Origin of the sequence: Tateyamaria sp. ANG-S1 (genome assembly GCF_000814025.1) — a bacterium.
In the GTDB taxonomy this organism is placed as follows: Bacteria; Pseudomonadota; Alphaproteobacteria; order Rhodobacterales; family Rhodobacteraceae; genus Tateyamaria.
The window spans coordinates 493,422-516,595 of record NZ_JWLL01000005.1; the positions used below are offsets into that span (position 1 = coordinate 493,422).

Annotated in this window: 27 protein-coding genes; 12 read left to right on the forward strand and 15 right to left on the reverse strand. The window is 63.4% G+C overall.

The genetic code is table 11. The annotated features are described in order from the left end of the window. The 3 genes from RA29_RS09735 to RA29_RS09745 all read right to left on the reverse strand — a co-directional run bounded on the left by RA29_RS09735 (position 1) and on the right by RA29_RS09745 (position 1,879). Positions 1 to 768, reverse strand: a complete 768-nt coding sequence (locus RA29_RS09735; protein WP_039685308.1) for an HpcH/HpaI aldolase/citrate lyase family protein — start codon at positions 766 to 768, stop codon at positions 1 to 3. Between the two features lie 153 nt (positions 769 to 921). Further along, positions 922 to 1,626, reverse strand: coding sequence for a histidine kinase (locus RA29_RS09740; protein ID WP_039685310.1), 705 nt, complete (start codon positions 1,624 to 1,626; stop codon positions 922 to 924). After that, entirely contained in the window at positions 1,598 to 1,879 is a 282-nt protein-coding gene (locus tag RA29_RS09745; protein ID WP_039685312.1) for a hypothetical protein, read from the reverse strand. Before RA29_RS09745 ends, RA29_RS09740 begins: the two co-directional genes overlap by 29 nt. 176 nt (positions 1,880 to 2,055) lie before the next feature. On the opposite strand from RA29_RS09745, the gene RA29_RS09750 reads away from it, so the two are divergent. The 4 genes from RA29_RS09750 to RA29_RS09765 all read left to right on the forward strand — a co-directional run bounded on the left by RA29_RS09750 (position 2,056) and on the right by RA29_RS09765 (position 5,975). Then, entirely contained in the window at positions 2,056 to 2,505 is a 450-nt protein-coding gene (locus tag RA29_RS09750; RefSeq protein WP_039685314.1) for a hypothetical protein, read from the forward strand. Positions 2,506 to 2,680: 175 nt separating this feature from the next. Beyond that, positions 2,681 to 3,271, forward strand: a complete 591-nt coding sequence (locus RA29_RS09755; RefSeq protein WP_039685316.1) for a ribonuclease HII — start codon at positions 2,681 to 2,683, stop codon at positions 3,269 to 3,271. A gap of 112 nt (positions 3,272 to 3,383) precedes the next feature. Beyond that, a complete protein-coding gene (locus RA29_RS09760) occupies positions 3,384 to 4,484 on the forward strand; it encodes a site-specific DNA-methyltransferase (RefSeq protein WP_193743503.1) in 1,101 nt (366 codons plus the stop codon). A 138-nt stretch (positions 4,485 to 4,622) separates the two neighbouring features. After that, positions 4,623 to 5,975, forward strand: coding sequence for an adenylate/guanylate cyclase domain-containing protein (locus tag RA29_RS09765; RefSeq protein ID WP_039685319.1), 1,353 nt, complete (start codon positions 4,623 to 4,625; stop codon positions 5,973 to 5,975). Here RA29_RS09765 and RA29_RS09770 read toward each other — a convergent pair. Both RA29_RS09770 and mutY read right to left on the reverse strand, forming a co-directional pair. Next, positions 5,972 to 7,108, reverse strand: coding sequence for an alkane 1-monooxygenase (locus RA29_RS09770; RefSeq protein WP_039685321.1), 1,137 nt, complete (start codon positions 7,106 to 7,108; stop codon positions 5,972 to 5,974). The two genes, RA29_RS09765 and RA29_RS09770, sit on opposite strands and share 4 nt — an antisense overlap. Positions 7,109 to 7,192: 84 nt before the next feature. Next, positions 7,193 to 8,236, reverse strand: coding sequence for an A/G-specific adenine glycosylase (gene mutY / locus RA29_RS09775; RefSeq protein WP_039685323.1), 1,044 nt, complete (start codon positions 8,234 to 8,236; stop codon positions 7,193 to 7,195). Between the two features lie 82 nt (positions 8,237 to 8,318). Between mutY and RA29_RS09780 the strand changes: the two genes are divergently transcribed. Both RA29_RS09780 and RA29_RS09785 read left to right on the forward strand, forming a co-directional pair. Beyond that, positions 8,319 to 8,840, forward strand: a complete 522-nt coding sequence (locus tag RA29_RS09780) for a DciA family protein (RefSeq protein WP_039685324.1) — start codon at positions 8,319 to 8,321, stop codon at positions 8,838 to 8,840. Then, positions 8,837 to 9,535, forward strand: a complete 699-nt coding sequence (locus tag RA29_RS09785; RefSeq protein WP_039685326.1) for a DsbA family protein — start codon at positions 8,837 to 8,839, stop codon at positions 9,533 to 9,535. The genes RA29_RS09780 and RA29_RS09785 overlap by 4 nt, the downstream gene beginning before the upstream one ends. A 19-nt stretch (positions 9,536 to 9,554) precedes the next feature. Here the strand turns inward: RA29_RS09785 and lpxK are convergent, their stop codons facing one another. From lpxK to RA29_RS09815, 6 genes are all read right to left on the reverse strand, one after another. Beyond that, a complete protein-coding gene (gene lpxK, locus RA29_RS09790) occupies positions 9,555 to 10,577 on the reverse strand; it encodes a tetraacyldisaccharide 4'-kinase (RefSeq protein WP_052249573.1) in 1,023 nt (340 codons plus the stop codon). After that, positions 10,577 to 11,812 carry a glycosyltransferase N-terminal domain-containing protein gene (locus RA29_RS09795; protein WP_052249574.1) on the reverse strand — a complete coding sequence of 412 codons (1,236 nt, stop codon included), beginning with the start codon at positions 11,810 to 11,812 and terminating at the stop codon, positions 10,577 to 10,579. The genes lpxK and RA29_RS09795 overlap by 1 nt, the downstream gene beginning before the upstream one ends. Beyond that, on the reverse strand, positions 11,805 to 12,047 hold the full coding sequence (locus RA29_RS09800; RefSeq protein ID WP_039685328.1) for a DUF4170 domain-containing protein: 243 nt from the start codon (positions 12,045 to 12,047) through the stop codon (positions 11,805 to 11,807). Before RA29_RS09800 ends, RA29_RS09795 begins: the two co-directional genes overlap by 8 nt. A 75-nt stretch (positions 12,048 to 12,122) precedes the next feature. After that, complete coding sequence (locus tag RA29_RS09805) at positions 12,123 to 12,911, reverse strand: 3'(2'),5'-bisphosphate nucleotidase CysQ (RefSeq protein ID WP_039685330.1); 789 nt, start codon at positions 12,909 to 12,911, stop codon at positions 12,123 to 12,125. Continuing rightward, positions 12,898 to 14,247 carry a TldD/PmbA family protein gene (locus RA29_RS09810; protein WP_039685332.1) on the reverse strand — a complete coding sequence of 450 codons (1,350 nt, stop codon included), beginning with the start codon at positions 14,245 to 14,247 and terminating at the stop codon, positions 12,898 to 12,900. Before RA29_RS09810 ends, RA29_RS09805 begins: the two co-directional genes overlap by 14 nt. 90 nt (positions 14,248 to 14,337) lie before the next feature. Continuing rightward, complete coding sequence (locus tag RA29_RS09815) at positions 14,338 to 15,873, reverse strand: DUF2125 domain-containing protein (protein ID WP_152612980.1); 1,536 nt, start codon at positions 15,871 to 15,873, stop codon at positions 14,338 to 14,340. A 128-nt stretch (positions 15,874 to 16,001) separates the two neighbouring features. Between RA29_RS09815 and RA29_RS09820 the strand changes: the two genes are divergently transcribed. The 3 genes from RA29_RS09820 (at position 16,002) to RA29_RS23200 (ending at position 17,596) form a co-directional block, all read left to right on the forward strand. Beyond that, the gene (locus tag RA29_RS09820; protein ID WP_039685959.1) at positions 16,002 to 16,754 is read left to right on the forward strand and encodes an SDR family oxidoreductase; all 753 of its coding nucleotides are present in this window, start codon (positions 16,002 to 16,004) and stop codon (positions 16,752 to 16,754) included. Further along, positions 16,751 to 17,356, forward strand: coding sequence for an enoyl-CoA hydratase/isomerase family protein (locus tag RA29_RS09825; protein WP_039685333.1), 606 nt, complete (start codon positions 16,751 to 16,753; stop codon positions 17,354 to 17,356). The genes RA29_RS09820 and RA29_RS09825 overlap by 4 nt, the downstream gene beginning before the upstream one ends. Before the next feature lie 66 nt (positions 17,357 to 17,422). After that, on the forward strand, positions 17,423 to 17,596 hold the full coding sequence (locus RA29_RS23200; protein ID WP_193743504.1) for a hypothetical protein: 174 nt from the start codon (positions 17,423 to 17,425) through the stop codon (positions 17,594 to 17,596). Here the strand turns inward: RA29_RS23200 and RA29_RS09830 are convergent. Next, on the reverse strand, positions 17,593 to 17,892 hold the full coding sequence (locus RA29_RS09830) for an HNH endonuclease (protein ID WP_193743505.1): 300 nt from the start codon (positions 17,890 to 17,892) through the stop codon (positions 17,593 to 17,595). The two genes, RA29_RS23200 and RA29_RS09830, sit on opposite strands and share 4 nt — an antisense overlap. Before the next feature lie 69 nt (positions 17,893 to 17,961). Here RA29_RS09830 and RA29_RS09835 point away from each other — a divergent pair, with 69 nt between their 5' ends. After that, positions 17,962 to 19,293: a mechanosensitive ion channel domain-containing protein gene (locus tag RA29_RS09835; RefSeq protein WP_039685334.1), complete on the forward strand. Its 1,332-nt coding sequence runs from the start codon at positions 17,962 to 17,964 to the stop codon at positions 19,291 to 19,293. Next, a complete protein-coding gene (locus RA29_RS09840; protein ID WP_039685335.1) occupies positions 19,290 to 20,462 on the forward strand; it encodes a TIGR03862 family flavoprotein in 1,173 nt (390 codons plus the stop codon). The genes RA29_RS09835 and RA29_RS09840 overlap by 4 nt, the downstream gene beginning before the upstream one ends. Here RA29_RS09840 and RA29_RS09845 read toward each other — a convergent pair. After that, positions 20,459 to 21,049 (reverse strand): glutathione S-transferase, encoded by a 591-nt coding sequence (locus RA29_RS09845; protein ID WP_039685337.1) that lies wholly within the window; start codon positions 21,047 to 21,049, stop codon positions 20,459 to 20,461. The two genes, RA29_RS09840 and RA29_RS09845, sit on opposite strands and share 4 nt — an antisense overlap. A 122-nt stretch (positions 21,050 to 21,171) precedes the next feature. Between RA29_RS09845 and RA29_RS09850 the strand changes: the two genes are divergently transcribed. Next, positions 21,172 to 21,615: a GFA family protein gene (locus RA29_RS09850; protein WP_039685338.1), complete on the forward strand. Its 444-nt coding sequence runs from the start codon at positions 21,172 to 21,174 to the stop codon at positions 21,613 to 21,615. An 87-nt stretch (positions 21,616 to 21,702) separates the two neighbouring features. Here the strand turns inward: RA29_RS09850 and holA are convergent, their stop codons facing one another. Further along, a complete protein-coding gene (holA, locus tag RA29_RS09855; RefSeq protein ID WP_039685340.1) occupies positions 21,703 to 22,704 on the reverse strand; it encodes a DNA polymerase III subunit delta in 1,002 nt (333 codons plus the stop codon). After that, entirely contained in the window at positions 22,701 to 23,168 is a 468-nt protein-coding gene (gene lptE, locus RA29_RS09860; RefSeq protein ID WP_039685342.1) for an LPS assembly lipoprotein LptE, read from the reverse strand. Before lptE ends, holA begins: the two co-directional genes overlap by 4 nt. Positions 23,169 to 23,174: the final 6 nt, after the last annotated feature.

Sequence of the window (23,174 nt, forward strand, 5' to 3'; positions counted from 1 at the left end):
CTATTTCACCCACCTCTGCGCCAGTTCGCGCAGGCTTTTGGCGAGGATCAGAAGGTCGAGCCCGGTCGCCACGAAACGCGCGCCCCAATCGAGCGCGTCTTGGGTGAACTCGGGCGTTGTGGCGAGGATGCCGGGGGCTTTGCCTGCGGCTTCGATGCGGGCGATGGCCCCCTTGATCGTGGCCTGCACCTCCGGGTGGGTGAGTTGGCCCATGTACCCCATGTCTGCGGAGAGGTCCGCCGGGCCGATGAAGACGCCGTCGATGCCGTCGACCGCCAGGATGTCGTCGAGATTGGCGATGCCCGCGCGGTTTTCGACCTGGATGAGCAGGCAGATTTGATCGTCTGCCGTGGGGCCGTAGTCGGTAATGGCGCCGAACCGGCTGCACCGTGCGCCGGAATAGCCGACGCCGCGCCCGCCTGTGGGTGGGTAGCGGACGTCGTGGACCAGTTGCTGTGCCTGTTCCGCCGTTTCGACCATCGGCACCAGCACCGTTTGTGCGCCCGCGTCGAGCACCTGCTTGATGATCCAAGTCTCGCCCACCGGCACGCGGACGGCGGCGTGGCTGTCGGAGGCTTCCAGCGCCATGAGCTGCATGCGCATGCGCGAGATGTCGTAGGGCGTGTGTTCGCCGTCGATCAGCAGCCAGTCGAAGCCTGCCGTGCCCGCGATTTCGGTGGCAAGCGGGTCGCCGAGTGACAGCCAGCAGCCTATGACGGTTTCGCCGTTTTTGATCGCGGCCTTGAACGGGTTAGTGGGGGCGGGCATGGGCGGTCTCCTTTGTCTGGTCGCACCCTAGACCTGTGGTCGCGCTGGTGGCTACTGGTGAAATGCGGCGCGTGCGCGCCACGTGATTTTATACATCTGCCATCCGGCAGATGGGGTTTGCCTCCGGCGGGAGTTTTTCTGGCAAGATGAAGTTCAGAGGACTTTGATGACGTCTTTTTCCACGGCCAGCATGTAGCCGCGTCTGGCGATGTTTTTGACGAGCAGTTCGCTGACGATCTGGTTGCCGAGGGTGTCGCGCAGGCGTTTGATGCGGGTGGCGCCTGCGGCCTCTTCGCAGTCGGCGGCGGAGCGGCCGGAGATCATCCCTTCGATTTCGGAGCCGGACAGGACGTCGTCGTCTATGCGCGCTTCGGCGAGGATGGACATGGTTTCCATGGCGGCGTCGGTGAGTTTGAAGCCGAGGTTGTTGAGGTAGACTGTGTTTTCCTCGCGGCTGATGAGCAGGGAGTTCACCTGTATGCCTGCCCGCTCGATCTGCGCCATGCGGCGGTTGAAGCCCACGAGCAGGACGAGAAAGACGAGGGCGGCGATCATCATGCCGGTGGCAAAGACCAGAAGGACGAAGATGACCACCCGGTAGCTGGCCAGTGTGTCGGCGAAGGCGGTGCCGGATTGGGCCAGGATTTCCAGCAGCTTGATTTCGGCCTGGCTGGTGAGGTCGGCGTTCTCAATGAACATGCGTTCGACCCGCGCGTCGAAGGCACCAGCGTCGGGCAGGGTGAAAAAGAGGAGGGCCGCGGCCAGGATCAGAAGCAGCACGATGCCCGCGATCCCGAGGATCACGAGCCGCCCGCCTGTGCGCCGCATGTCAGAAGCGGAGGTAGAATTGTCCTGCACTGGCTTTCCTTTGATCGAGGCCTTCGGGACCAAACACGGACTGAACCTGCAGCAAAGTCCAGCCTTGCGCCGCAAGCCGTGATCGGAGTTGTGCGGTTGCATTGCCTGCCGAGCAGGCGCCGGACACCTGCGCGACACCATAGTGCAGGCGCAGGGGGTTGTCCTGTTTGGCCTTGTAGTCCGCGTAGCACTGGGCATGTGCGGTCCCGGCAAGCGCCAGCGACAGGAAGAGGGAGACGGCGATCTGTTTCATGGCCCCAACCTGCGCCGGGTGGGCGGGATATTCAATAACGACAGAGGCGTGGGGCTTGCGTTATTCGATAACAGGGGGGCGTTATTGCCTGTCTTGACGGGGGTGCCCGAGGTTGAGGACAGCACCGGCATACGCCTGGTTTGCCTCGTATCTGTACCCTCTGGAAAGGACGCCTCATGACACTTCGTATTCACCGCCAGTTCATCGGCGCAGTTGCTGCTGCCGCCATTGCCATCACCGGTTTCTCTGCTGCCCCGGCCCGTGCGGGGGATGATGAGGTTGGCGCTGCCCTCGCTGCGCTGTTGGGGTTGGCGATTGTCGGCGCGGTCATTCACGACCGGAACAAGGACAAGAAAAAGCGCCATACGGTGCACACGCCCGTGCATCCCAAGCCGCTGCCCAAGCGAGTGAACCGCAAGCTTTTGCCGCAGCAGTGCCTGCGCAGCTTCAATACGGATCGCGGACACCGGCGCGTCTTTGGCCAGCGGTGTCTGCACAACAACTACAAGTACGCGCACAGCCTGCCAGCGGCGTGCCATCGCGAGTTCTACACGGATCGTGGCTGGCGTCGTGGATATGGTGCGCGCTGCTTGGATCGTCATGGATACCAGTTGGCCCGTCGGTAAGAGCGGGCGGATGGGCCGCGATTGCGTGGCCCACCTTGGCAGGGGCGGTGTTCGGGCACCGCCCCTTTTTCATTGCGTCGCCGGGGCGGCGACACGTGATGTTTGCACTTTCCGCTGGAAAGTGCGTTTTGTGCCTCCGGCGGGGATTTTTTTGAAACAGGGAAGAGGACGGTCTGTGCCTGACTTTGAGATCGAAGCGCGGATTGGGGGCCGTGTAGCTGGGGTTGATGAAGTGGGGCGCGGGCCGCTTGCGGGGCCGGTGACGGCGGCGGCGGTTGTGTTGGACCCGGACGCCATTCCCGAGGGGCTCGACGATTCGAAGAAACTGACCGCCCGCAAGCGCGAGGCGGTGTGGGGCGCGATCCTTGAGAGTGCGGACGTGTCTGTGGCGCATGCGTCCGTGCGGGAGATCGAGGAGCTGAACATTTTGCGCGCCTCGCATCTGGCTATGACCCGTGCCCTCGATGGGCTGCGCAATCGTCCCGATCATGCGTTGATTGATGGGACGATGTTGCCGCGTGATCTGACCCTGCCTGCAACCCCTGTTGTGCGCGGCGATGCGCGGTCGTTGAGCATCGCGGCAGCCTCAATTGTGGCCAAAATATGTCGCGATCGGATCATGGTGGATTTGGCGCAACAGCATCCCGGATATGGCTGGGAGACGAACATGGGATATCCGTCAAAAAGCCACAGGTTGGCGTTGGAAAATCTTGGGGTGACCCCACACCATAGACGAACCTTCAAACCCGTCCACAAGATGTTGTGACAAGGGATTTTCTTAAGTTGTTGATTCAAAATATAAATTGACCGCGAATCGGGTATGACTCATCTTAGCTGCAACCAACGAGCGCAAAATGCGCCGGGGACAGAGGCAGACGATGACGAAACATGTAAAGGGCGCCGAGGCGCTTCCCTTGAACCAAATCCTTGCGGGCGACTGCATTGATATTATGAATAGCCTGCCCGCGGGCAGCGTTGATCTGATCTTTGCCGATCCGCCCTATAACCTGCAATTGAAGGGCGAGCTGCATCGCCCTGACAATTCCAAGGTTGATGCGGTTGATGACCACTGGGACCAGTTCAATTCCTTCCGTGCCTATGACGAGTTCACGACCGCCTGGCTGAAGGCTGCGCGGCGGCTGTTGAAGCCAAATGGCGCGATCTGGGTCATTGGCAGCTATCACAATATTTTCCGCGTCGGTTCTGCCCTGCAGAACGAAGGATACTGGATCCTGAACGACGTGGTGTGGCGCAAGTCGAACCCGATGCCGAATTTCCGTGGCAAGCGGTTCACCAACGCCCACGAGACGATGATCTGGGCCGGAAAGTCGGAAAGCAGCAAGTACACCTTTAACTACGAGGCGTTGAAGGCGCTGAACGAAGGCATCCAGATGCGTTCGGACTGGGTGCTGCCCATTTGCACCGGCCATGAGCGCCTGAAGGACGAGGCGGGCGACAAGGCGCACCCGACGCAAAAGCCCGAGAGCTTGCTGCACCGTGTGCTGGTCGGCTCGACCAACCCGGGCGATGTGGTGCTGGACCCGTTCTTTGGCACCGGCACAACGGGCGCTGTGGCCAAGATGCTGGGCCGTGAGTTCATCGGGATCGAGCGCGAAGAAGCCTACCGCAAGGTGGCCGAGAAGCGCATCGCCAAGGTGCGCAAGTTCGACAAGGAGGCGTTGACCGTTTCCGCCTCCAAACGGGCGCAACCGCGTGTACCCTTCGGCCAATTGGTCGAGCGTGGGATGCTGCGCCCGGGAGAAGAGCTGTATTCGATGAACCGCCGTCACAAGGCCAAGGTCCGCGCCGATGGCACGCTGATCGGTGACGATATCAAGGGATCGATCCATCAGGTCGGCGCCCATCTGGAAGGCGCACCCAGTTGCAACGGCTGGACCTATTGGTGCTTCAAGCGCGACGGGCGGACTGTGCCCATCGACGTTCTGCGCCAGCAAATCCGTTCGGAAATGCACGACTGATTTCACGAGACACCGCCAGGTGCCTGCGGCCTTACCCAAGGCCCATAAGTGGCACTGCACCTATGCCCCGCCTTTTTGGCGGGGCTTTTTTGTTAAAGCGGTTTACATTGGGCGGCAAAGGCCAAGAGGGCGAACACGATGGTGGATGCAAGCAGCGCGTTGCCAATCTCGCGACGCACGGACCGCGAGGATGAAATTCCAGCGCACAGGCACGCGCAGGAAGCGTTGGCCCGCAACAAGCGCGAAGGTATGGATCTGGCGGTGAAGGCCCGTGTGGGGGCGTTGTCCGTCACCGCCGTGATGCTGGTGTTTTTGAACCCGAACTGGGATGTGGTCTGGTACCTGTTCCTGTTGTTTTGTCTGGTTCTGGTTGGCCTGGCGCAGCGCCGCGTGGGCCGTGTCGGGCAATCGCGGGCGGAGTTGGCGTTGCTGTTTGCCGATCTGCTTTTGATGACGCTTGCCTTGCTTGTGCCGAACCCGTTGTTGTCTGATCCGATGCCGACGGCGTTGATCTACAATTTCGAGGTGTTTCAGTACTTTTTCATCCTGCTGGCGGCGGGGGTGCTGACCTATTCCTGGCGGACGATCATCGCGATTGGGAACTGGACCATGGCGTTGTGGCTGGCGGGGACGCTGTGCATCTGGTGGTTTGGCCGCACATTCCCGGAGCTGACCGATGCCGCGAATGCGATGTTTCCGAACCATCCTGATCTGGCCCAGCAGTTTGATCCGAATGACGTGAACTGGGATCTGCGGTTTCAGCAGGTGGTTGTGTTTCTGGTGGTGGCCCTGATCCTTGCCGTCGTCGTGCGTCGTTACCAGATGCTGGTCCTCGACAGTGCCGAGATGGCGCGCGAGCGGACGAACCTGGCGCGCTATTTCTCGCCCTCGATGGTCGAGGAGTTGTCGACCAAGGATGAACCGCTGGGCCAGATCCGCAGTCACGACGCTGCCGTGCTGTTTGTCGATATTGCGGGCTTTACCGCGTACGCCGATAGCCGCCCGGCCGAAGAGGTGATCGAGACCTTGCGCGCCTTTCATGCGCGGATGGAGAGTGAGGTGTTCGCCCATGGCGGGACCCTCGATAAGTATCTGGGCGACGGGTTGATGGCGACCTTTGGCACGCCCTTGCCGCTGGGCGATGATGCGGCGCGGGCCGTGGCTTGCTTGCGTGGCATGGTCGACCGGATGGAGGCGCTGAACACCGACCGGCGCGCTGATGGGTTGCCCGAGATTGACGCCCGCTTTGGTCTGCATTTCGGGCCGGTTGTATTGGGCGACATTGGTGCGAACCGGCTGGAGTTCGCGGTGCTGGGCAATACGGTGAACGTGGCCAACCGGCTCGAGGCGATGACCCGTGATCTGGGGGTGCGTGCCATGGTCAGCGATGCGGCGATGTCCGCAGCGGGTGGAGCGGATGGCTTCCGCCGCGTCCCGGACCAAGCTGTGCGCGGTGTGGCCGAACCCTTGTCCGTCTGGGTGCTGGACTAGCGTGGCAGCGGGTTGGCGGCTTTGTTGTAGGCCGTCCAGTCCGTAATCTCCGGATAGTACATGTCCCGCCACTTCTGCACGCGCGGGTTCATCACCCGTTTCCAGACCTTGGGCATCATCGCGGCGATGGTCATCACCGGGTAGCCGTAGGGAAGCTGTGGGGCGTCCGCCTCGGTGTAGTTTTGCAGAACGGGAAAACGCCGGTCGGGTTTGTAGTGGTGGTCCGAATGCCGTTGCAGGTTGATCAGCAGCCAGTTCGACGCCTTGTGTGCCGCGTTCCACGAATGGCGTGGCTGGACGTGTTCGTATTTGCCGTCTCCCAGATGTTTCCGTGTCAGCCCGTAATGTTCGATGTAGTTGACCAGTTCGAGCTGCCAGATCGCGACGCCTGCTTGCAGCAGGAACAGGCCCACGCCCGCCCAGCCGCCAAGGGCAAAGGCCAGCAGGAAGCAGATCAGTTGCAGATAGGCGTATTTCCAGAACGGGTTTGAGCTGTCGGTTGCGGGCAACTTCTTGCGGGCAAGCATCGCCTTTTCCGCGTTCCAGGCGGACAGGAAGCATTGCTTCAGCACGCGCGGATAGAAGCGGTAAAAACTCTCGCCCATCCGCGCCGTCACCGGGTCGCGCGGGGTGGCCACATAGCGGTGGTGCACCAGCAGGTGTTCGGACCGGAAATGGGAATAAAGCACCATGGCAAGCAGTGCGTCGGCCAGCCAGCGTTCCAGCTTGTTTTTCTGGTGCATCAACTCGTGGCTGTAGTTGATGCCCACGGTCCCGGTGATCACGCCGACGCCGAAGAAGATCGCCAGCTTCTCGACCGTGTTCAGGTGCTCGGCAGGCGCCACATAAGCGATCATGCCGAAGAGCAGCAGGAACTGCGCGGGCACCCAGGCGGTGGTGATGGCGCGGTACCAGAAGAGGTCATCCTCGGTCGTTTCAAGGTCCGCGTTGTCGGTGTTCAGCCCCACCGCCAGGTCGAGGATCGAGAACATGTACCACGTGACCACCGGCAGCAGGATCACGGTCCAGCCGCCATAGATGGCGGTGATGATCGCCAGCGGGATCAGCAGGAACGACAGGGCAAAGGGCAGGGCGTTCTGCACCTTGGCAACGGTTTCCGGGGGCAAGGTCATACTGGTGTCTGTCCTTTGGTTGCGTGCGCCACAGCTTAGGCGGAGGGAGGCAAATCTGCCAAGCGTGACGCTACGCCGCGCTGGTCACGACTGCGCCAGATCGAACGCCTTGCGCATCACGGTGGGCAGGTCGGAGGGGCGAAACTGGTCTCGGGGCAGGAAGTATCCTCGGTCTGGTTCAGCATCGGCAACCTGCGCGACCATCACGTCGAGAATAAGGTGAAAATGCGTAAAGGTGTGCCGCACTTCTCCGTTCAATTTTACCCAATCTGCGGCCATGGGAACGGCGACGGGGCGCGGCTCTGACACATCCACCCAATCGCTGCCGGGCCAGCCCATCATACCGCCGAGCAACCCCTTGTCGGGCCGCGTCTCGACCAACCACGCGCCATCGCTGCGCTGGGCGAGGTAGACGGTGCCGTGACGGATTGGTTTCGCCTTCTTGGGGGTCTTCTTGGGCAACTCTGGCGCTGTGCCCTCAGCCCGCGCCTTGCACGGGTCGCGCCATGGGCAAATACCGCAGGCCGGGGATTTCGGCGTGCAGATCGTGGCACCAAGATCCATGACGGCTTGTGCGTGATCACCGGGGCGCGCGCTGGGCGTCAGCCGGTCAGCATGCTCGGTCAGGATCGGCTTGGCCGCAGGTAAGGGCGTGTGTTCATCGAACATGCGGGCCATCACCCTTTCGACATTGCCGTCCACCACCACGTGCCGCAAATCAAAGGCGATGGAGGCGATGGCCGCCGCCGTATAAGGTCCGATGCCCGGCAGCTTCAGCAAAGCGGCGTGATCCGCCGGGAACGCACCGCCATGATCGGCCACCACCGCACGCGCGCATTTCAACAGGTTGCGCGCGCGAGCGTAGTAGCCAAGGCCCGCCCATTCGCCCATGACCTCTGCATCCTCCGCCGCTGCCAGATCAGCCACCGTCGGCCAGCGCGCAATGAACCGTTTGAAGTATTCCGTGACTGCCGCGACGGTCGTCTGTTGCAACATGATCTCGGACATCCACACGGCGTAAGGGTCCGGACGCACCCCCGCCAGCTTGTCCGCAGGCCCCACGCGCCACGGCATCGCGCGCGCATGTATGTCGTACCAGTCCAGAAGCTCACGGCTGAGGTCACGCAAGATTTATGCTTTCCCACTTGAGATGTCTGGTGATCACGCTTTCATCCGCTATGATCACGCCCGAGTGAGAGGGAACATAGCCATGGTCGCGCGCCGTGCCAGTACAAAAGGGTTCAAGCGGACAGCATCGCTGCTGACCGGGCGGATTCGGAAGGCCAGCGAAAGCCGTGGGTTCGCGCAAAGCCGCCTGCTGACGGATTGGGCCGAGGTTGCGGGGGCCGACGTGGCCGCCATCGCACGGCCCGTTGAAGTGAGCTATGGCCGGGGTGGCATGGGTGCTACGCTAACGCTGCTGACCACTGGCGCGCAGGCACCGATGCTGGAAATGCAGAAGGATCAGCTGCGCCAACGTGTGAACGCTGTCTACGGCTACAATGCCATTGCCCGCATTCGGATCACACAAACGGCAGCGACCGGGTTCGAGGACGGACAGGTCGCCTTTGAACACCGCCGCAAGGACCAGGGCCCCAAGGCCCCAGCCCCTGAAATGACCGCAGCCTCCAGCCAGATGGTGGCCCCGGTCCAGGACGACACATTGCGCGACGCCCTTGAAAAACTGGGCGCGCACATCCTGACAAAACAAAAACAAGGAACACGCACATGAACCGTATCGTTGCCCTTATCGCCGTGCTTGTCGGTGTTGGCGGGTACTTCCTGTACAGCGCGATGCAATCCAGCGGCCCCAATGCGCAGCAACAGGTCCAAGCCGAGCGTTTGCTGGGCGCTGCCAACGCGCAAGAGGCTGCAAGCGACATCGACACCTCGTCGGTCATCGAGATGCAGCTTGGCAACCCGGATGCCCCTGTGACGGTCATCGAATATGCCAGCTACACCTGCCCGCACTGCGCGACCTTCCATTCCGGTCCCTTCAAGCAGCTCAAGGCCGACTATATCGACACGGGCAAGGTCAACTTCATCTATCGCGAGGTTTACTTTGATCGTTTTGGACTGTGGGCCTCGGCCATTGCGCGCTGCGCGGGTACGCCCGAAAGCTTCTTTGGCATCACCGAGATGCTTTATGCAGGTCAGTCCGAATGGGCGCGGGCCGGGGGCGGTGATCCTGCCCAGATCGCGGATGAGCTGCGCAAGATCGGTCGCCTTGCGGGCCTGGACGGCAGCACGCTCGAAGCGTGTCTGACGGATGCCGACAACCTGCGCAAGCTGGTCGCGTGGTATCAGCAGAACGCGGCAGAGGACGGGATCAATTCGACCCCCACCTTTGTCATCAACGGGACCACCTACAACAACATGTCCTATGCAGACATGTCGGGCCTGATCGACGAAGCGGCTGGCAGCTAAGTCAAACTGGAAAGAACGATCAGACGCCCGGCCCTTGGTCGGGCGTTTTGCTTTGCGCAGCAGTGGGGAGGGCGGTGAGGGCGCTGTCCAGCGCGGTCGCATCGTCGAAATGCAAGCGTACCGGCAGCGTGATCACCTTGCTGCGGAACGCCGGTGGCAAGCGGGCTGCGTCCTTTTCTGTTGTCACAAGCTGCGCGCCCACTGTGCGCGCGTCCCGTTCCAGTCGTGTCAGAAAAGCGGTGCTCAGTTTTGCGTGGTCGCCCAAGGCCTCTGTCCGCATCAGGTTCACACCCAGCCCGCGCAGCGTGTCAAAGAACTTCTCGGGTCGTCCGATCCCGGCAAAGGCGATGACGTTCATGCCTGCCCACGGCATCCCGGTTTGCAGTGGTTCGAGCCTTGCGCGGACATGTGGCAGTGCGTCCGGCAAGGTGGTTGCTTCAAATTTGGACTGCGCGGCCTCATCCCCGATGCTGAGCAGCAGGTCAGCGCGGGTCAGGCCGACCGCCGCCGGTTCGCGCAAAGGCCCGGCAGGCAGGCACAACCCGTTGCCAAACCCTGTTTCGGCATCCACCACAACGATGGACAGGTCGTACGCCAGCGCCGGGTTTTGGAACCCGTCGTCGAGGATGATGGCCGTGGCTCCAGCGTCAATCGCGGCCCGTGCGCCTGCGGCCCGGTCGCGCGCGACCCAGGTCCGGGCAAAGGCGCTGAGCAGCAGGGGTTCATCGCCCACACGGTCGGCGCTGTGGTTGGTTGGGTTGACTTCCGTTGGTCCGTTTTCGCTGCCTCCATAGCCGCGGCTGACGATATGCGGTTCATGGAAGGCGTCGCGCAACCGTTCGGCCACCGCGATGACGGTTGGCGTCTTACCCGTGCCACCCGCATTGATGTTGCCCACGCAGATCACCGGGACCGGCATCCGTTCAGGCGTGCCCCGCGCCAGCCGTCGCGCTGTGCCATGTGCATAGAGTGCGCCCAGCGGAGACAGAAGGCGCGCGCGCCAGTCGGGTGTGGGCTGTGACCAGAAGCCGGGCGCACGCATCACCGTTTCTCCGACATGCGGGAATCGAGCCTGGTCTGCGTCAGCGATATGATCCGGTCGAGGCTGTCCGCCCCCCGCGTCACCACGTCCCAGCCCGCCATGGCCATATGGGCGGCGTGATCGGGCGCGATCATCTGGCTGATGGCGCGGCCCAGTGACGGCGTGTCGTTCACGATCCGCGCGGCGCCCGCGTTCATGAGCCGGGTAAAGTCGTCCACGTAGGCGCCGACATTCGGGCCATAGACAATGGCCGATCCGTGGGCCGCCACCGAGTATGGATCGCAGATGTCGGCCCCGGCCTGCATGGAGCCGCCCAGAAAGGTGACGATGGCCACCCGCAGCCACAGGCCCAACTCGGCATCATCATCCGCGATCAACACCTGCGTGTTGTCGTCCGGAAAGGCCCCGTCGCTCCAGTTCGCCACCAAAAGCGATTGCGCAAGGGCGGCGTCCTCTGCCCGCGCCGCGTCCTCCGGATCGGAGAAGTGCAGGATCAGCAGCAGCCGGTGCGAGGATTTCAGCGCCAGCTTGTGGGCCGCGAGGATGGTCGTGCACTCCTGCAGCGACGTGCGGGCTGACAGCCAGGCGGGCCGCCCGGACAGGGTCGCCGTCATGTCGGCCAGATCGCTTTCATGCACGGGCATCATCTTGCCAAAGGGGTGCAGCGGCTCGGCCACCTCCATCGCGCCCACGGGGCGGCCCATTTGCGCGAGCTTCAGATGCGCGCTCTCGTCCCGTGCGGTGACGTGGTTGAACTGGGCCAGCAGCGCGCGGGGGACTTCAGGCAACCAGCGGTCGCGGCGCCCGTCAAAGCCCTCCACATCCGCGTCCACCAGCATCATGTGCGCACCGCTTTCGGCGGTGGACAGGATCAGGTTGGGCAGCAGATCGCCCCAGGCCCAGATTGCAACGTCCGGCTTCCAATGGGCGACAAAGGCGTCGGTGACCACGGGATGATCGGGGGGCATCACGTCCTGCCAGATGTCGGGAACCCCCCGGTCGCCGAACCCGTCATGGGCGGCGGTCAGCAGTACGTGGCAGCCGGGGCGCATATAAAGCAGCCTGTGGGCCAGATCGTTCAGCGCACGATTGTTGCCGGGCTCTGCCGCATGGATCCACACCAGCTCGCCCTCAGGCCGGTCCCGGACCGGCGTGTAGGTGGGCGGTTTGCGGCGCCCCGACAGCGTGCGATAAGCGGTGAGCCCAAGCGACCCGCGCACGCGGGCGTCAGCCAAGCTCTTCGGTTGTTGCAGCGGCGTTTTCCTCGTCCCTCAGGCGGTGCAGATGCGCGATGTAGTAGCGCATGTGGGCGTTGTCCACGGTCCGCTGCGCTTCGGATTTCCAGGCGTCATAGGCCGCCTGATAATTGGGAAAGATCCCCACGATATGCAGGTCGTTCACATCCTTGAACACGTTTTTCGACGGATCGACCAGTTCGCCGCCAAAGACGAGGTGCAGGCGCTGTGTCATCGTTATTTCCTTTGATCACTGGGCTTGGGCATGCCTGCGCGCAGTTTGCGCATATGCCCCCTGGGGTCAAGGCGATCAGGCGCTGTGATCCGGCCCCAATTCCCCCACAAGCGCACGGTGCAGACCGGGCCCACCCGCCACCACACCGTTCAGGGCCGGATGCGCATTGTTAAAGCGCAGGGGCGCGCCCGTGCGGTCCGTAATGGTGCCACCCGCCTCGGCCACGATCAGGGATCCGGCGGCAATGTCCCACTCCCATGTGGGGCGCAGGGTCAGCATCCCGTCGAACTTGCCCTCACCCACCAGCGACAGGCGGTACGCCAGCGAGGGGCGGTAGTGCCGTTCGACCGATGGGGCGGTGTCGCGCCAATGCTTGCTGTCAAATGTCGGGCGCGCCGCCAGCACCTTGCTGCCCGGCGTCATCGCGCCCCGGGTTGCCAGCAGCGGCGCGCCGTTCAGCGTCGCGCCCAGCCCCGTGCCCGCGGCATAAAGCTTGTCGCGCAAGGGCAGGTAGATCGCCGCCGCCGTCACGATGCCCTGATGCGCCACACCGATGGAAATGGCCCAGGTCCGCCCGCCTTCGACAAAGCTGCGGGTGCCGTCGATCGGGTCGATGATGAACACGGTGTCGGCGCTCAGCCGGGCGGCATCATCCTCGGTCTCTTCGGACAGCCAGCCATAGTCGGGCCGGGCCAGACGCAGGGTCCGTTCCAGCACCTCGTTCACGGCCAGATCAGCCTCGGTCACCGGTCCTGCATCGCCGGGCTTGTCCCAGCGCACGGCTGTAGGGCCAGCAAAGCTGGTCGCCACCCGACCCGCAATCCGGGCCGCGTCGATCAGCAAGGGCAGATCAGTTGCCGGCAAGGGTCATTCCGGAAACCAGCAGCGATGGCACCACACGGCTCAGATGCGTGCGCGCATCATTGGCTGGCACGATGGCGCGCAGCATGTCGATCAGATTGCCCGCGATGGTGCATTCATTGACAGGATAGGCGATCTCGCCATTCTCGACCCACATGCCTGCGGCGCCACGGGAATAGTCGCCGGTGTTGGGGTTGATGGTCGACCCGATCATCGAGGTGACAAGCAGACCAGTGCCCATGTCGCGGATCAGGTCATCGCGCGTGGCAGTCCCCGCATCCAGCGTCACGTTCCAGTTCGATGGGCTGGGCGGGGCGGATGTGCCACGCGCCGCATTGCCGGTAGAGGACATGCCAAGTTTCCGGCCCGTGGCCAGATCCAACGTCCAGCCGGTCAACACGCCATCCTGGACAATCACACGGCGCTTGGTGGCCAGTCCCTCGGCATCGAAGGGGCGCGAACCGGAGGTGCGCGGGCGGTGCGGGTCTTCGACCAGGTTCAGGCCATCGGGCAGCACCTGTTGCCCCAGCTTCTCGCGCAGCCACGACGATCCGCGCGCCACGCTCGATCCGTTGGCGGCTGCCAAAAGGTGCCCGATCAGGGTGGACGAAATACGTTCGTCAAACAGCACCGGGAAAGCGCCTGTGGGCGGCTTGCGCGCGTCCAGCCGTTCGACGGTGCGATGGCCCGCCTCGGTCCCGATCTCTTCGGCGCTGCGCAGGTCGGATTGGAAAATGCGGCTGTCGCCGCTGTAGTCCCGCTCCATCCCCGTGCCGGTGCCTGCAATGGCGACGCAGCTTAGCGCGCGGTCGGTGCGGCGGTAGCCGCCGGAAAAACCGTTGCTTGCCGCCAGCCAGACGTCTCGCGCCCCGTACGCGGCAGAGGCTTGCTGGACCTGGCTGACGCCCTTGACCGCCATCGCCGCCGCTTCGGCGGCCAGCGCGTCGGCCTGCAAGGCATCGGCGGCAGGTTCGGCTGTCGGATCGTTCAGTTCCAGGGCGTCGATATCCCAGCCATTTGTCAGCTGATCCGGATCGGCAAGGCCCGCATTGGGATCCTCGGGCGCTTCGCCCGCCATGGCGACGGCACGCATCGCCATCTCTTCGATGGTGCGGTCGCTGATGTCGGAGGCAGAGACATTCGCCTGTTTCTGACCGACGAATACGCGCAGGCCGATGTCGATGGACTCGGACCGTTCCGCCTGCTCCAGCGCGCCAGCACGCACATCGACCGAGACCGATGTGCCCTGCACCGCGATGGTGTCGGCGGCGTCTGCGCCTGCGGACTTTGCAGCGGCAAGCAGCCGTTCGGTCAGGTGTGACAGGTCGGATGGGGTCATGGGTCTGCTCCGCTTGGATGCGCCATCAGGTAGCGGGGCAGGGGGTGGTGTGCAAGGGCGGCGACACGCGCCGCCCCGCTTTGAGTTCGGTCAGCGGATGCGTTGACCGTTGGCCAGTACCTGGCCTTCCGCGTTCACTTCGATCTTTGAATTCAGGGTATCTTCGCCCTCACCCGGGACGGCGAAAAGGCCCATCATCATGCGCGCGCCCATGGCCTGATCCTGGGGCAGCAGGCCCATGCCGACCAGCTTGTCCAAGAGGCCATTGCCGCCCACAAGCGTCAGGTCCATCGCGCCCTCAGGCCGGGGCATCCCGTCAAAGGTTTGCAGGTCGCTGTTGTCAAAGACGAAATCGCCCGCACCCGTCAGCTTTGCGCCTGCGGCGTCAAGCTCAATCTTGTTGATGGTCAGCGCGTTTAGCTCACCGGGCACGGTGTCAGCCTCTTCCAGCACCGCTGCCTGCGCGGGGTCCAGGAAGTCAAACAGCACCTTCGCTTTGCCGCTAAGATCGACCAGCAGCGTGGCCGGATCGCGCGGCAATTGCGAGGTCGGATCAAACAGGCTCCACAGCATGTCGGACATCACGAAATCGCCAAGCGTAACGGCCAGTCCGAAATCCTGTTCTTCGTTGGACTTCTGCAGGGGCATCAGCAACCGCGTTCCTATCTCAGCCGCGGAGAAAGAGATGGGCAGGGGCATTTCGGTGAACAGCATGTTCATCTCGACCCCGCTCTGCGAGATGTCATAGAGCAGACCCTCGGGGCCAAAGCCGACCTCGAATGCAGCGCCTGTGGATGTGGCGTTGGCCGTGCCGCTGCCATCCGTTTCGCTGCTGAAGGACATATCGTAGTTGCCGCCCGCAGTGGTGAAGGACCCGACCGCCTTGAAGCCGTCGTTCAGCATGGCGCTCATGTTCTGCACGTCCGTCTCCAGCGGCAGATCGCCCGAGCCGTTCAGCTTAAGATCGTTCATCGTGCCCTTCAGGGTGAAGGTGTCGTCGCTTTCGGGATCGTTGAACGCCATGTCATAGTCGACCTTGGCCACCGTCATGTCCTGCGTCATCGTGCGCAGATCGCCAACGGATGTCTGCACCGTCTGGGCCAGATCGGCCATGCGGATATCAACCTTTGCAATCTCCGGGCCAACCGACACGCCGTCGACGGTCACGCTTTGCAGGGCCATGGCCGCCGCCTCGGCGGCATAGGTATAGGTCAGGTCGCCGGGATCGCCCGCAGCCACCATGTTGGGCGCGGTTTGGGTCAGGTCGATGACAGCGGTTACCTCCTCGCCCGTCTCGGGCGCGAATGTCATGTTCAGCGCGGTGCTCTCGGGCAGTTCGATGGCGACAGTCCCGTCGTCCTGTTCAACGAAATTGACCGCCTCCAGCACCACCTGGAACGCGCCGCCCCCGGCGTCTTCTTCCATCTCCATGCTGAACGTCATGTTCGACACTGCGATCGACCCGGACCCTGCGGCCTCGGACGCGGTCACGGTGTAGCCCGAGCTTTCCATATAGGACTGCCAGTCGGACCAGACGTCTTCAGCGGTCAGGTCGGCCAGGGCCGCTGACGCAGGCAGGCACAGCGCCAATGCAGTGCCGGAAATGAGATGTGAAATACGAGACATGATAGAATCCTTAGAATGATCTGTTGGCCATATCGTCCGGGACGGCGCGCAATGCGTCAAGGCCACAGGCTGGACCTATGCCGCGCATCGCCGTACCACAAGGGCAACACGTGACTGCGGAGGGTGCAATGCACGATATGAACGGTAAAACAGTGCTGATCACCGGGGCCAGCCGGGGCATCGGGGCCGACACGGCCCGCGTCTTTGCGCAGGCCGGGGCCAATGTTGCGCTTGTCGCGCGGGGCGCTGACGCGATCACCGCCCTCGCGGACGAGATCGGCGCGCAAGCCATCGCACTGCCCTGCGACGTCAGCGATTTTGCCGCCGTGAACGACGCGGTGACACAAACGGTCGCCAAGTTTGGCAGTCTCGACGTGCTGATCGGCAATGCAGGCGCCATCGAACCCATCTCGCACCTCGCCACCGCAGATCCCGACGACTGGGGCCACGTCGTCGACATCAACCTCAAGGGCGTCTTTTACGGCATGCGCGCCGCCCTGCCCGTGATGCTCAAGGCGGGCGCAGGCACCATCCTGACCATCAGTTCGGGTGCCGCCCACGGCCCGGTCGAAGCCTGGTCGCACTACTGCGCGTCCAAGGCGGGCGCCGCCATGCTCACCCGCTGCGTCGACAAGGAAAACGGCCCCGCGGGCATCCGCGCCATGGGCCTGTCGCCCGGTACCGTCGCCACCCAGATGCAGCGCGAGATTAAGGCAAGCGGGATCAACCCTGTCAGCCAGCTCGACTGGTCCGACCACATCCCGGCGGACTGGCCGGCCAAGGCACTCTTGTGGATGTGCTCCCCCGACGCCGACGACTGGATCGGGCAGGAGATTTCCCTGCGCGACCCCGACATCCGCACGCGGGTGGGTCTGACATGATCGACATCGACCGCACCGGCCCGATCTGGACCCTGACGATCAACCGCCCCGACAAGGCGGGCGCGCTGACCGAACAGATGCTCACCGACCTGCGCGACACTGTGCGCGATGCCCAAGACGCAGCGGCCCTAATCCTGACCGGCACGGGCAAGGTGTTCAGCGCCGGTGCCGACCTTGACGCCGCGCGCGCGGGCCTTGCCACCTCGCCACTATGGGAGGAACTGTCCGGGGCCATCGCCGACCTGCCGGGCCTGACCATCGCTGCGCTGAACGGCACCGTCGCGGGTGGGGCCACCGGCATGGTGCTGGCCTGCGATCTGCGCATCGCCGTCCCATCGGCCAAGTTCTTCTACCCGGTCATGAAACTCGGCTACCTGCCGCAGCCCAGCGACCCGGTGCGCATGGCGGCGCTGATCGGCCCCGCACGGACCAAGATGATCTTTCTCGCCGGGCAAAAGATCACCGCGGATCAGGCGCTGTCCTTCGGCCTTGTCGATGAACTGGTTGAAGGTGAGGATGTGACCGAACGGGCGCGCGCGCTCTGCACCGACATCGCAGCAGCCACACCTGAAACGGCACACGCGATCAAGGCGCTCTGCTAGGGCGAGTGTAAAGCATTTCAACACAACAGTTGTCAACTTTATATTACATAATGTAGGGTTGGCCCAATGGCCCGTGACAACCGGATAGAGCGCGCTAAACGCGATCTCCGCCCCGCCCAGACCGAGCGGGCGCTGACGACGTCCGACCGTGTGCAACTGCTGGTCACAGACGTGCTGACCAAAGTCAGCGCACGGATCGAGGAAAAGCAGGTCAAAGAACCGTCATCCCGCAAACGCTAACGTTTGCGCCGCGCGCCCGGCACTTTCGATGCAAAGCCGGGCGGTCGCTTTGCCACCCATTTGTAAAACTTCGCCAGCCGAGGATGCGCCCGCAGCGCCTCCGGTGTATTGTAGTCACGGGCCAGTTCCGCCTCGGTCAGCGCCGCATGGATTTCCTTGTGGCAGATGTGGTGCAGCAGCACGACCGGCCCGCCCTTGCCCCCTTTCAGCTTCGGGATCAGATGATGCAGGCTTTGCGGCACATCTGGTGGGATGGGACGGCCACATAGGGGACAGATCGGGTCGGACAGGGCCATGTTTCCTTGCACTGGCGGGGACGTCCGTGACAATTGGCGCGGTGTGAGGACGAGGCAAGAGGTACGCCTTTGGAGTTTGATCTCGAAAACCAGCCCGAGATTGTGCAGACCATCGCAGGCTATGCGCTGCAAGGGTGGGATCTGGCGCTGACATGGCTGCTCAGCCCGGCGGCGTGGTCGCAATTCGCGCTGCTGATCGTCGCCTATCTGGCTGCGGTCGTCATCACGCGGCGACTGCGCCCAATGCTGGCGCGCCTGCTTGATCCCGGCGACAGCGACACCGTCGTGGCCAAATCACGCCGCTTTGTGGCGCAATTCCTGCCGCTGCTCCTACCGCTGATGGCCTATGTCCTGACCGGCATCGGCGAAAGTGTTGTCCGCTCGATCTTTGACAGCGGCGCTGTCATCGCCTTTGGCAAACGGGTCTTTCTGTTCCTCGCCGTGCGCGCGCTGGTGCGCGACATCATCTCCGATCCGTTCCTCAAGCTGCTGGGCCGCTACGTGCTGGTGCCGATTGCTGCCCTTTACGCGCTGGGCCTGCTGGAAGCGGTTGCGACCCGGCTCGAAGAAACGGTCGTGCCGCTGGGCAACCTGTCCTTCAACCTGTTGTGGCTTCTGCAGTTCGTGGCCGTGGGTGGCGTGATCTTCTGGCTCGGCCAATGGTCCAACAGCCAGTCCACAACCTTCATCCAGAAGCAGGAGGAGATGCGGCCATCGCTCCGCCAACTGGTGGCAAAATCGGTCGAGTTCCTGATCTTCGGCGTCGCCTTCCTCGTGCTGATGAACATCATGGGCATCAACCTCTCGGCCCTTGCGGTGCTGGGTGGTGCCATCGGCGTAGGCCTCGGCTTCGGCCTGCAAAAGATCGCGTCGAATTTCATCTCCGGCGTGATCCTTCTGGTTGAGGGCCAAGCGACGGTTGGCGACTATGTCGAGTTGGACGGGGGTGAGGCCGGCACAATCGTCAAAATGACCGCCCGTGCGGCTATCTTGGAGACCTACGATGGCCGCTGGATCGTCGTCCCGAATGAGGATTTCATCACCACCCGCGTCGTGAACTACTCCGACAGCGGCTCCGCCAACCGCTACGAGGCGCCGTTTTCGGTCAGCTACAACACGGACATCAACGCCGTGCCGGACATCATCAACGCGGCGGTGTCCAAACTGGACTTTGTCCTCGACGTGCCCGAAGGGCCGGATTGCGAGCTTGTCGGTTTCGGCGACAGCGGCATCGACTTCGCCGTCGAATACTGGGTCAACGGCATCGACGACGGCAAGAACAAGTACAAAAGCCACGTCCTCTTCGCGATCTGGAACGCGCTGAAAGAGCACGACATCGAAATCCCCTATCCGCACCGCGTGGTCGAGATGAAGGGCGAGTTGCGGACCCTGTCCGAGTGAGCAGCGTTGCCGTCATCGGTGGCGGCCCCGCAGGTTTGGCGGCGGCAGAGTTGATGGCCGAAGCCGGTCTGTCGGTCACGGTCTACGAGGCGAAACCAACCGTCGCTCGCAAGTTCCTGATGGCGGGCAAGTCGGGCTTGAACCTGACCAAGGCCGAAGACGTGGAGGCGATGCTGCCCCACTACACAGAGGCCGCCCCCTGGCTCGCCCCCGCCCTGCACGCCTGGGACGCCGACGCAATCGTGGCATGGGCCGAAGGCTTGGACCAAGAGATGTTCACAGGCTCCACCGGCCGCGTTTTTCCAAGGGCCATGAAAGCCTCCCCCCTCCTGCGCGCATGGCTCGCGCGGCTGGACGCATTGGGCGTCACCATCCGCACCCGCCACCGCTGGACCGGCTGGGAAGGCAGCGTCCCCCGCATCACCGGCCCCGACGGCGCTTCCGTGACTGTGGACGCAAACGCAACGCTCCTCGCCTGCGGCGGCGCAAGCTGGGCAAGGCTTGGCTCCGACGGCGCGTGGAGCGACTGGATCGGGCTCGACACCGCCCCCTTCGCCGCCTCCAACGCCGCGATCTCCGTGCCGTGGTCCCCGCACATGGACAAACACATGGGCCACCCGATCAAGGGCGTCGCCTGGCGCGCAGGCCCCTACCGCTCGCGCGGCGAAGCGGTCGCCTCCAAACGCGGGCTAGAAGGCGGCGGCATCTATTCCATCTCACGCGGCGTGCGCGAAGGGCACGAACTCTATATCGACCTCCTGCCCGACCTCAGCGTCGACGATGTCGCAAACCGGCTCGCCCGCCCGCGCGGCAAGGCGAGCTTTGCAAACCATCTACGCAAGACGCTGAAACTCACCCCTCTGAAAATCGCACTGGCACAGGAATGGGGCCGCCCCTGGCCCGACGACGCCCTGCGCATCGCACGACGGCTCAAAAAGCTGCGGGTCGCACACGACGGCCTACGCCCCATGGACGAGGCAATCTCCACTGCAGGCGGTGTAGCCGCCACGGCGCTGGACGACGCACTCATGCTGCGTGCAAAACCCGGCGTATTTTGCGCGGGCGAAATGCTGGATTGGGAGGCACCGACGGGCGGCTATCTGCTGACAGCCTGCCTCGCCACCGGGCGATGGGCGGGGCAGGGCGTGGTGCGCTACCTGAACGGTTAAGCGGCGGCGGCCGCGCGAAAGGCCGGGCGGGCGCGCAAGCGCCTGCTGTAGGCCTTGACCGGCTCGGGCAGCGGCGGAAATTCCGCGCCAAAGGCCCAGCCAAGGCAGTGCACGGCCAAGAGATCGGGCAGCGTGATCTTATCCCCCATCAAGAAATCGCCGGACTGCTCCAGCATCCCGGCCAACGCCTCTGCATTCCGGGCAAACTCTTTGTGCAGCGTCGGCACAACATCCGGCACCCGCAGCTTTTCAGGCAGGACAAAGGCGTGCTTGCTGGCGGTCCACAAAAGCGCGTCCATCTCGTCGATCAACCACAGGGTCATGGCATCCTGCTTGGCGCGCTCCGGCGTGCCAGCGGGCGCGGTCAGACCACCATGCTTGTCGGCCAGATACGTCATGATGGCGACGCTGTCGGTCAGCACCGCATCGCCATCCACCAGCGCCGGGATCTTGCCCAGCGGGTTGAATTCGCGCGCCACATCCGAACGCGGGCCAGCCTCGACCAGCTCATACGGTTGACCCAGCTCTTCCAACACCCACAGCACCCGAAAGGCGCGGCTTTTGACGGTTCCGATGACGCGGTACATGGCTGTGCCCTCCCTTTGACGCGCACGATTGCAGGACATGGGCAGGGCCACAACCCTACTGTCAGAAATTGTCGCAGCCTCCGGCTAGAGTATTCGCAGCATTCATGCCCAAGGAGAGTTCAATGGCACATACAGGGTCCTGCGTCTGCGGCGCGGTCAAGTTCACCGTCACTCATCCCGTCACCGAAACAGGCGCCTGCCACTGCGGCATGTGTCGCAAATGGTCGGGCGGCGTGTTCATGGGGATCGAGGTGCCAAAAGGCGGCATGGAGATCGAGGGCGAAGAGAACATGGGCATCTACACCTCGTCCCCCTGGGCCGAGCGGGTGTTTTGCAAGACCTGCGGGTCGTCCCTGTTCTACCGCATCACTGCGCCGGGGCCGCTGAATGGGCAAATGCATGTGGGCATGGGCAGCTTTGATGACCCGTCAGACATCGCATTCACGGGCGAGATCTATATCGACCGCAAGCCGGACGCCTATGCCTTTGCCGGCGAGGGGCGGCACGTGATGACTCAGGCCGAGGTGGAAGCGATGTTTGCCGCACCGCCTTCGGATCAGGCGTGATCCAAAGGCCGCTGCGCGACACGATTGATTCTTGGAATGGGGGCTCTGCCCCCAAACCCCCGAGGTATTTTCAGCCAGAAGAAAAGGCTATCTGCGCGCGAGCATGGCGAGCCGGATGAAGCAGCGCTCGACCAGGGCGAGGGCCGGGGCGTTTTGACCGGCTGAGCGGAGTTGCAGGTCGGTGTCCGTCAGTTCGGTCAGGGCCATTTCCAGTTTCGGTGCCCCCCAGTTGCGGGCCTGCGCCAGCATCTTGTCGCGGTTGGGGCCCCAGATTTGCGGGCGGCCCGATGTATCGCTTGCAGCCCGGTGCAGGCTGCGGAAATGGCGCATCGCCCCGATGCACAGGGCAACAGCGTTGACGCCTTGGGCTTGCAGGCGTTGCATCACCGGGCCGATGGCCGCGGCATTGCCGTCACCGACCACGAGCAAGACGTCGTCCACGTCCGCCTCGACCGACGCAGGCGCGCAGGCGGCAATGTCATCCGCGCTTAGCGGTGCGGGGTCGTTCAGCTTGTAGAGCCCGACTTTCTCCAGCGTTTGGCGGAAATCACCGGGTTCGAGTTGCCGGGCCAGGTCCATGAGCAGGTGCATCGCCTCTTGCGGTGGGTTGGTGATGCCTGCGGCCGTCAGGTCGCGTTCAATCTCATCGCGTGTAGGCGGGTTGTCGTAGATGCCTGCGGCATATGCCTTGGTATGTGCCTCGAACGCCTTGCGCATCTTCGACGTGGGCTTGAGTGCGCCCGCAGTCACAACGATCTGCGCGTCGCCCGGTGCCCAGTCCGACAGCGCTTCGGTGATGATGGGGCCTGTGTTCTCGTTGGCATCTTCCACCAGTGCGACACGGGGACCGGGGAAAAAGCCGATGGCCTTGACCGCGTCCAGCAGCAGCGCGGGTTCCTTGCGCAGATCGCTCGCGGCGATGCGGGTCAGGCGCATTTCTTCTTCACCCTGTGGGCCGATCAATGCACCCACCACCTGTTGCCGTTTCAGGGCGATCCGCATGCCGTCCGCGCCGTATATCAACAGCCCCGCCGCATCCGGGTCCGGTTTGGCGAAATACGCTGCCGCCTGGCCCGTGTTCAGCTTCATAGGTCAGATGTTTGCAATTGCAGCACAATTTCGTCTGCAAGGATGGTCATCAGCCGCTCTGTTGCATCCCGCTGCGCCGAAAGGGTCGCAACGGTGGTCCCCGTCGCAGAATAACCCACGAAGTTATCCACAAGGTCGGAAACGATAACTTCTCCGGTTGTGGCATCCGACAGGGTGAAAGCCGCCGACCCGATCATGTGGTAGCGGCGAATCTCACCGTCGGGGTCGATGGCGCGTGCTTGCTCCCCGACGGACAGGTCGATGGCCAGTTTGTAGGTCGGATCGCTTGCCCGGCCCAGCCGCTCTTCAAGCTGGCGGACCAGAAGAAACCCTGGCCGGTCCCGTGGCGGGTCCACCAGCACGCTGTTTTGCAGCTTGGTGCCCGTGCCGCCCGGGCCATAGACCGGCTCAAAGCCGCAGGCTGCGACTGTGATAGCAAGGGCGAGAGCAGCAAGCAGGCGCATATCGGA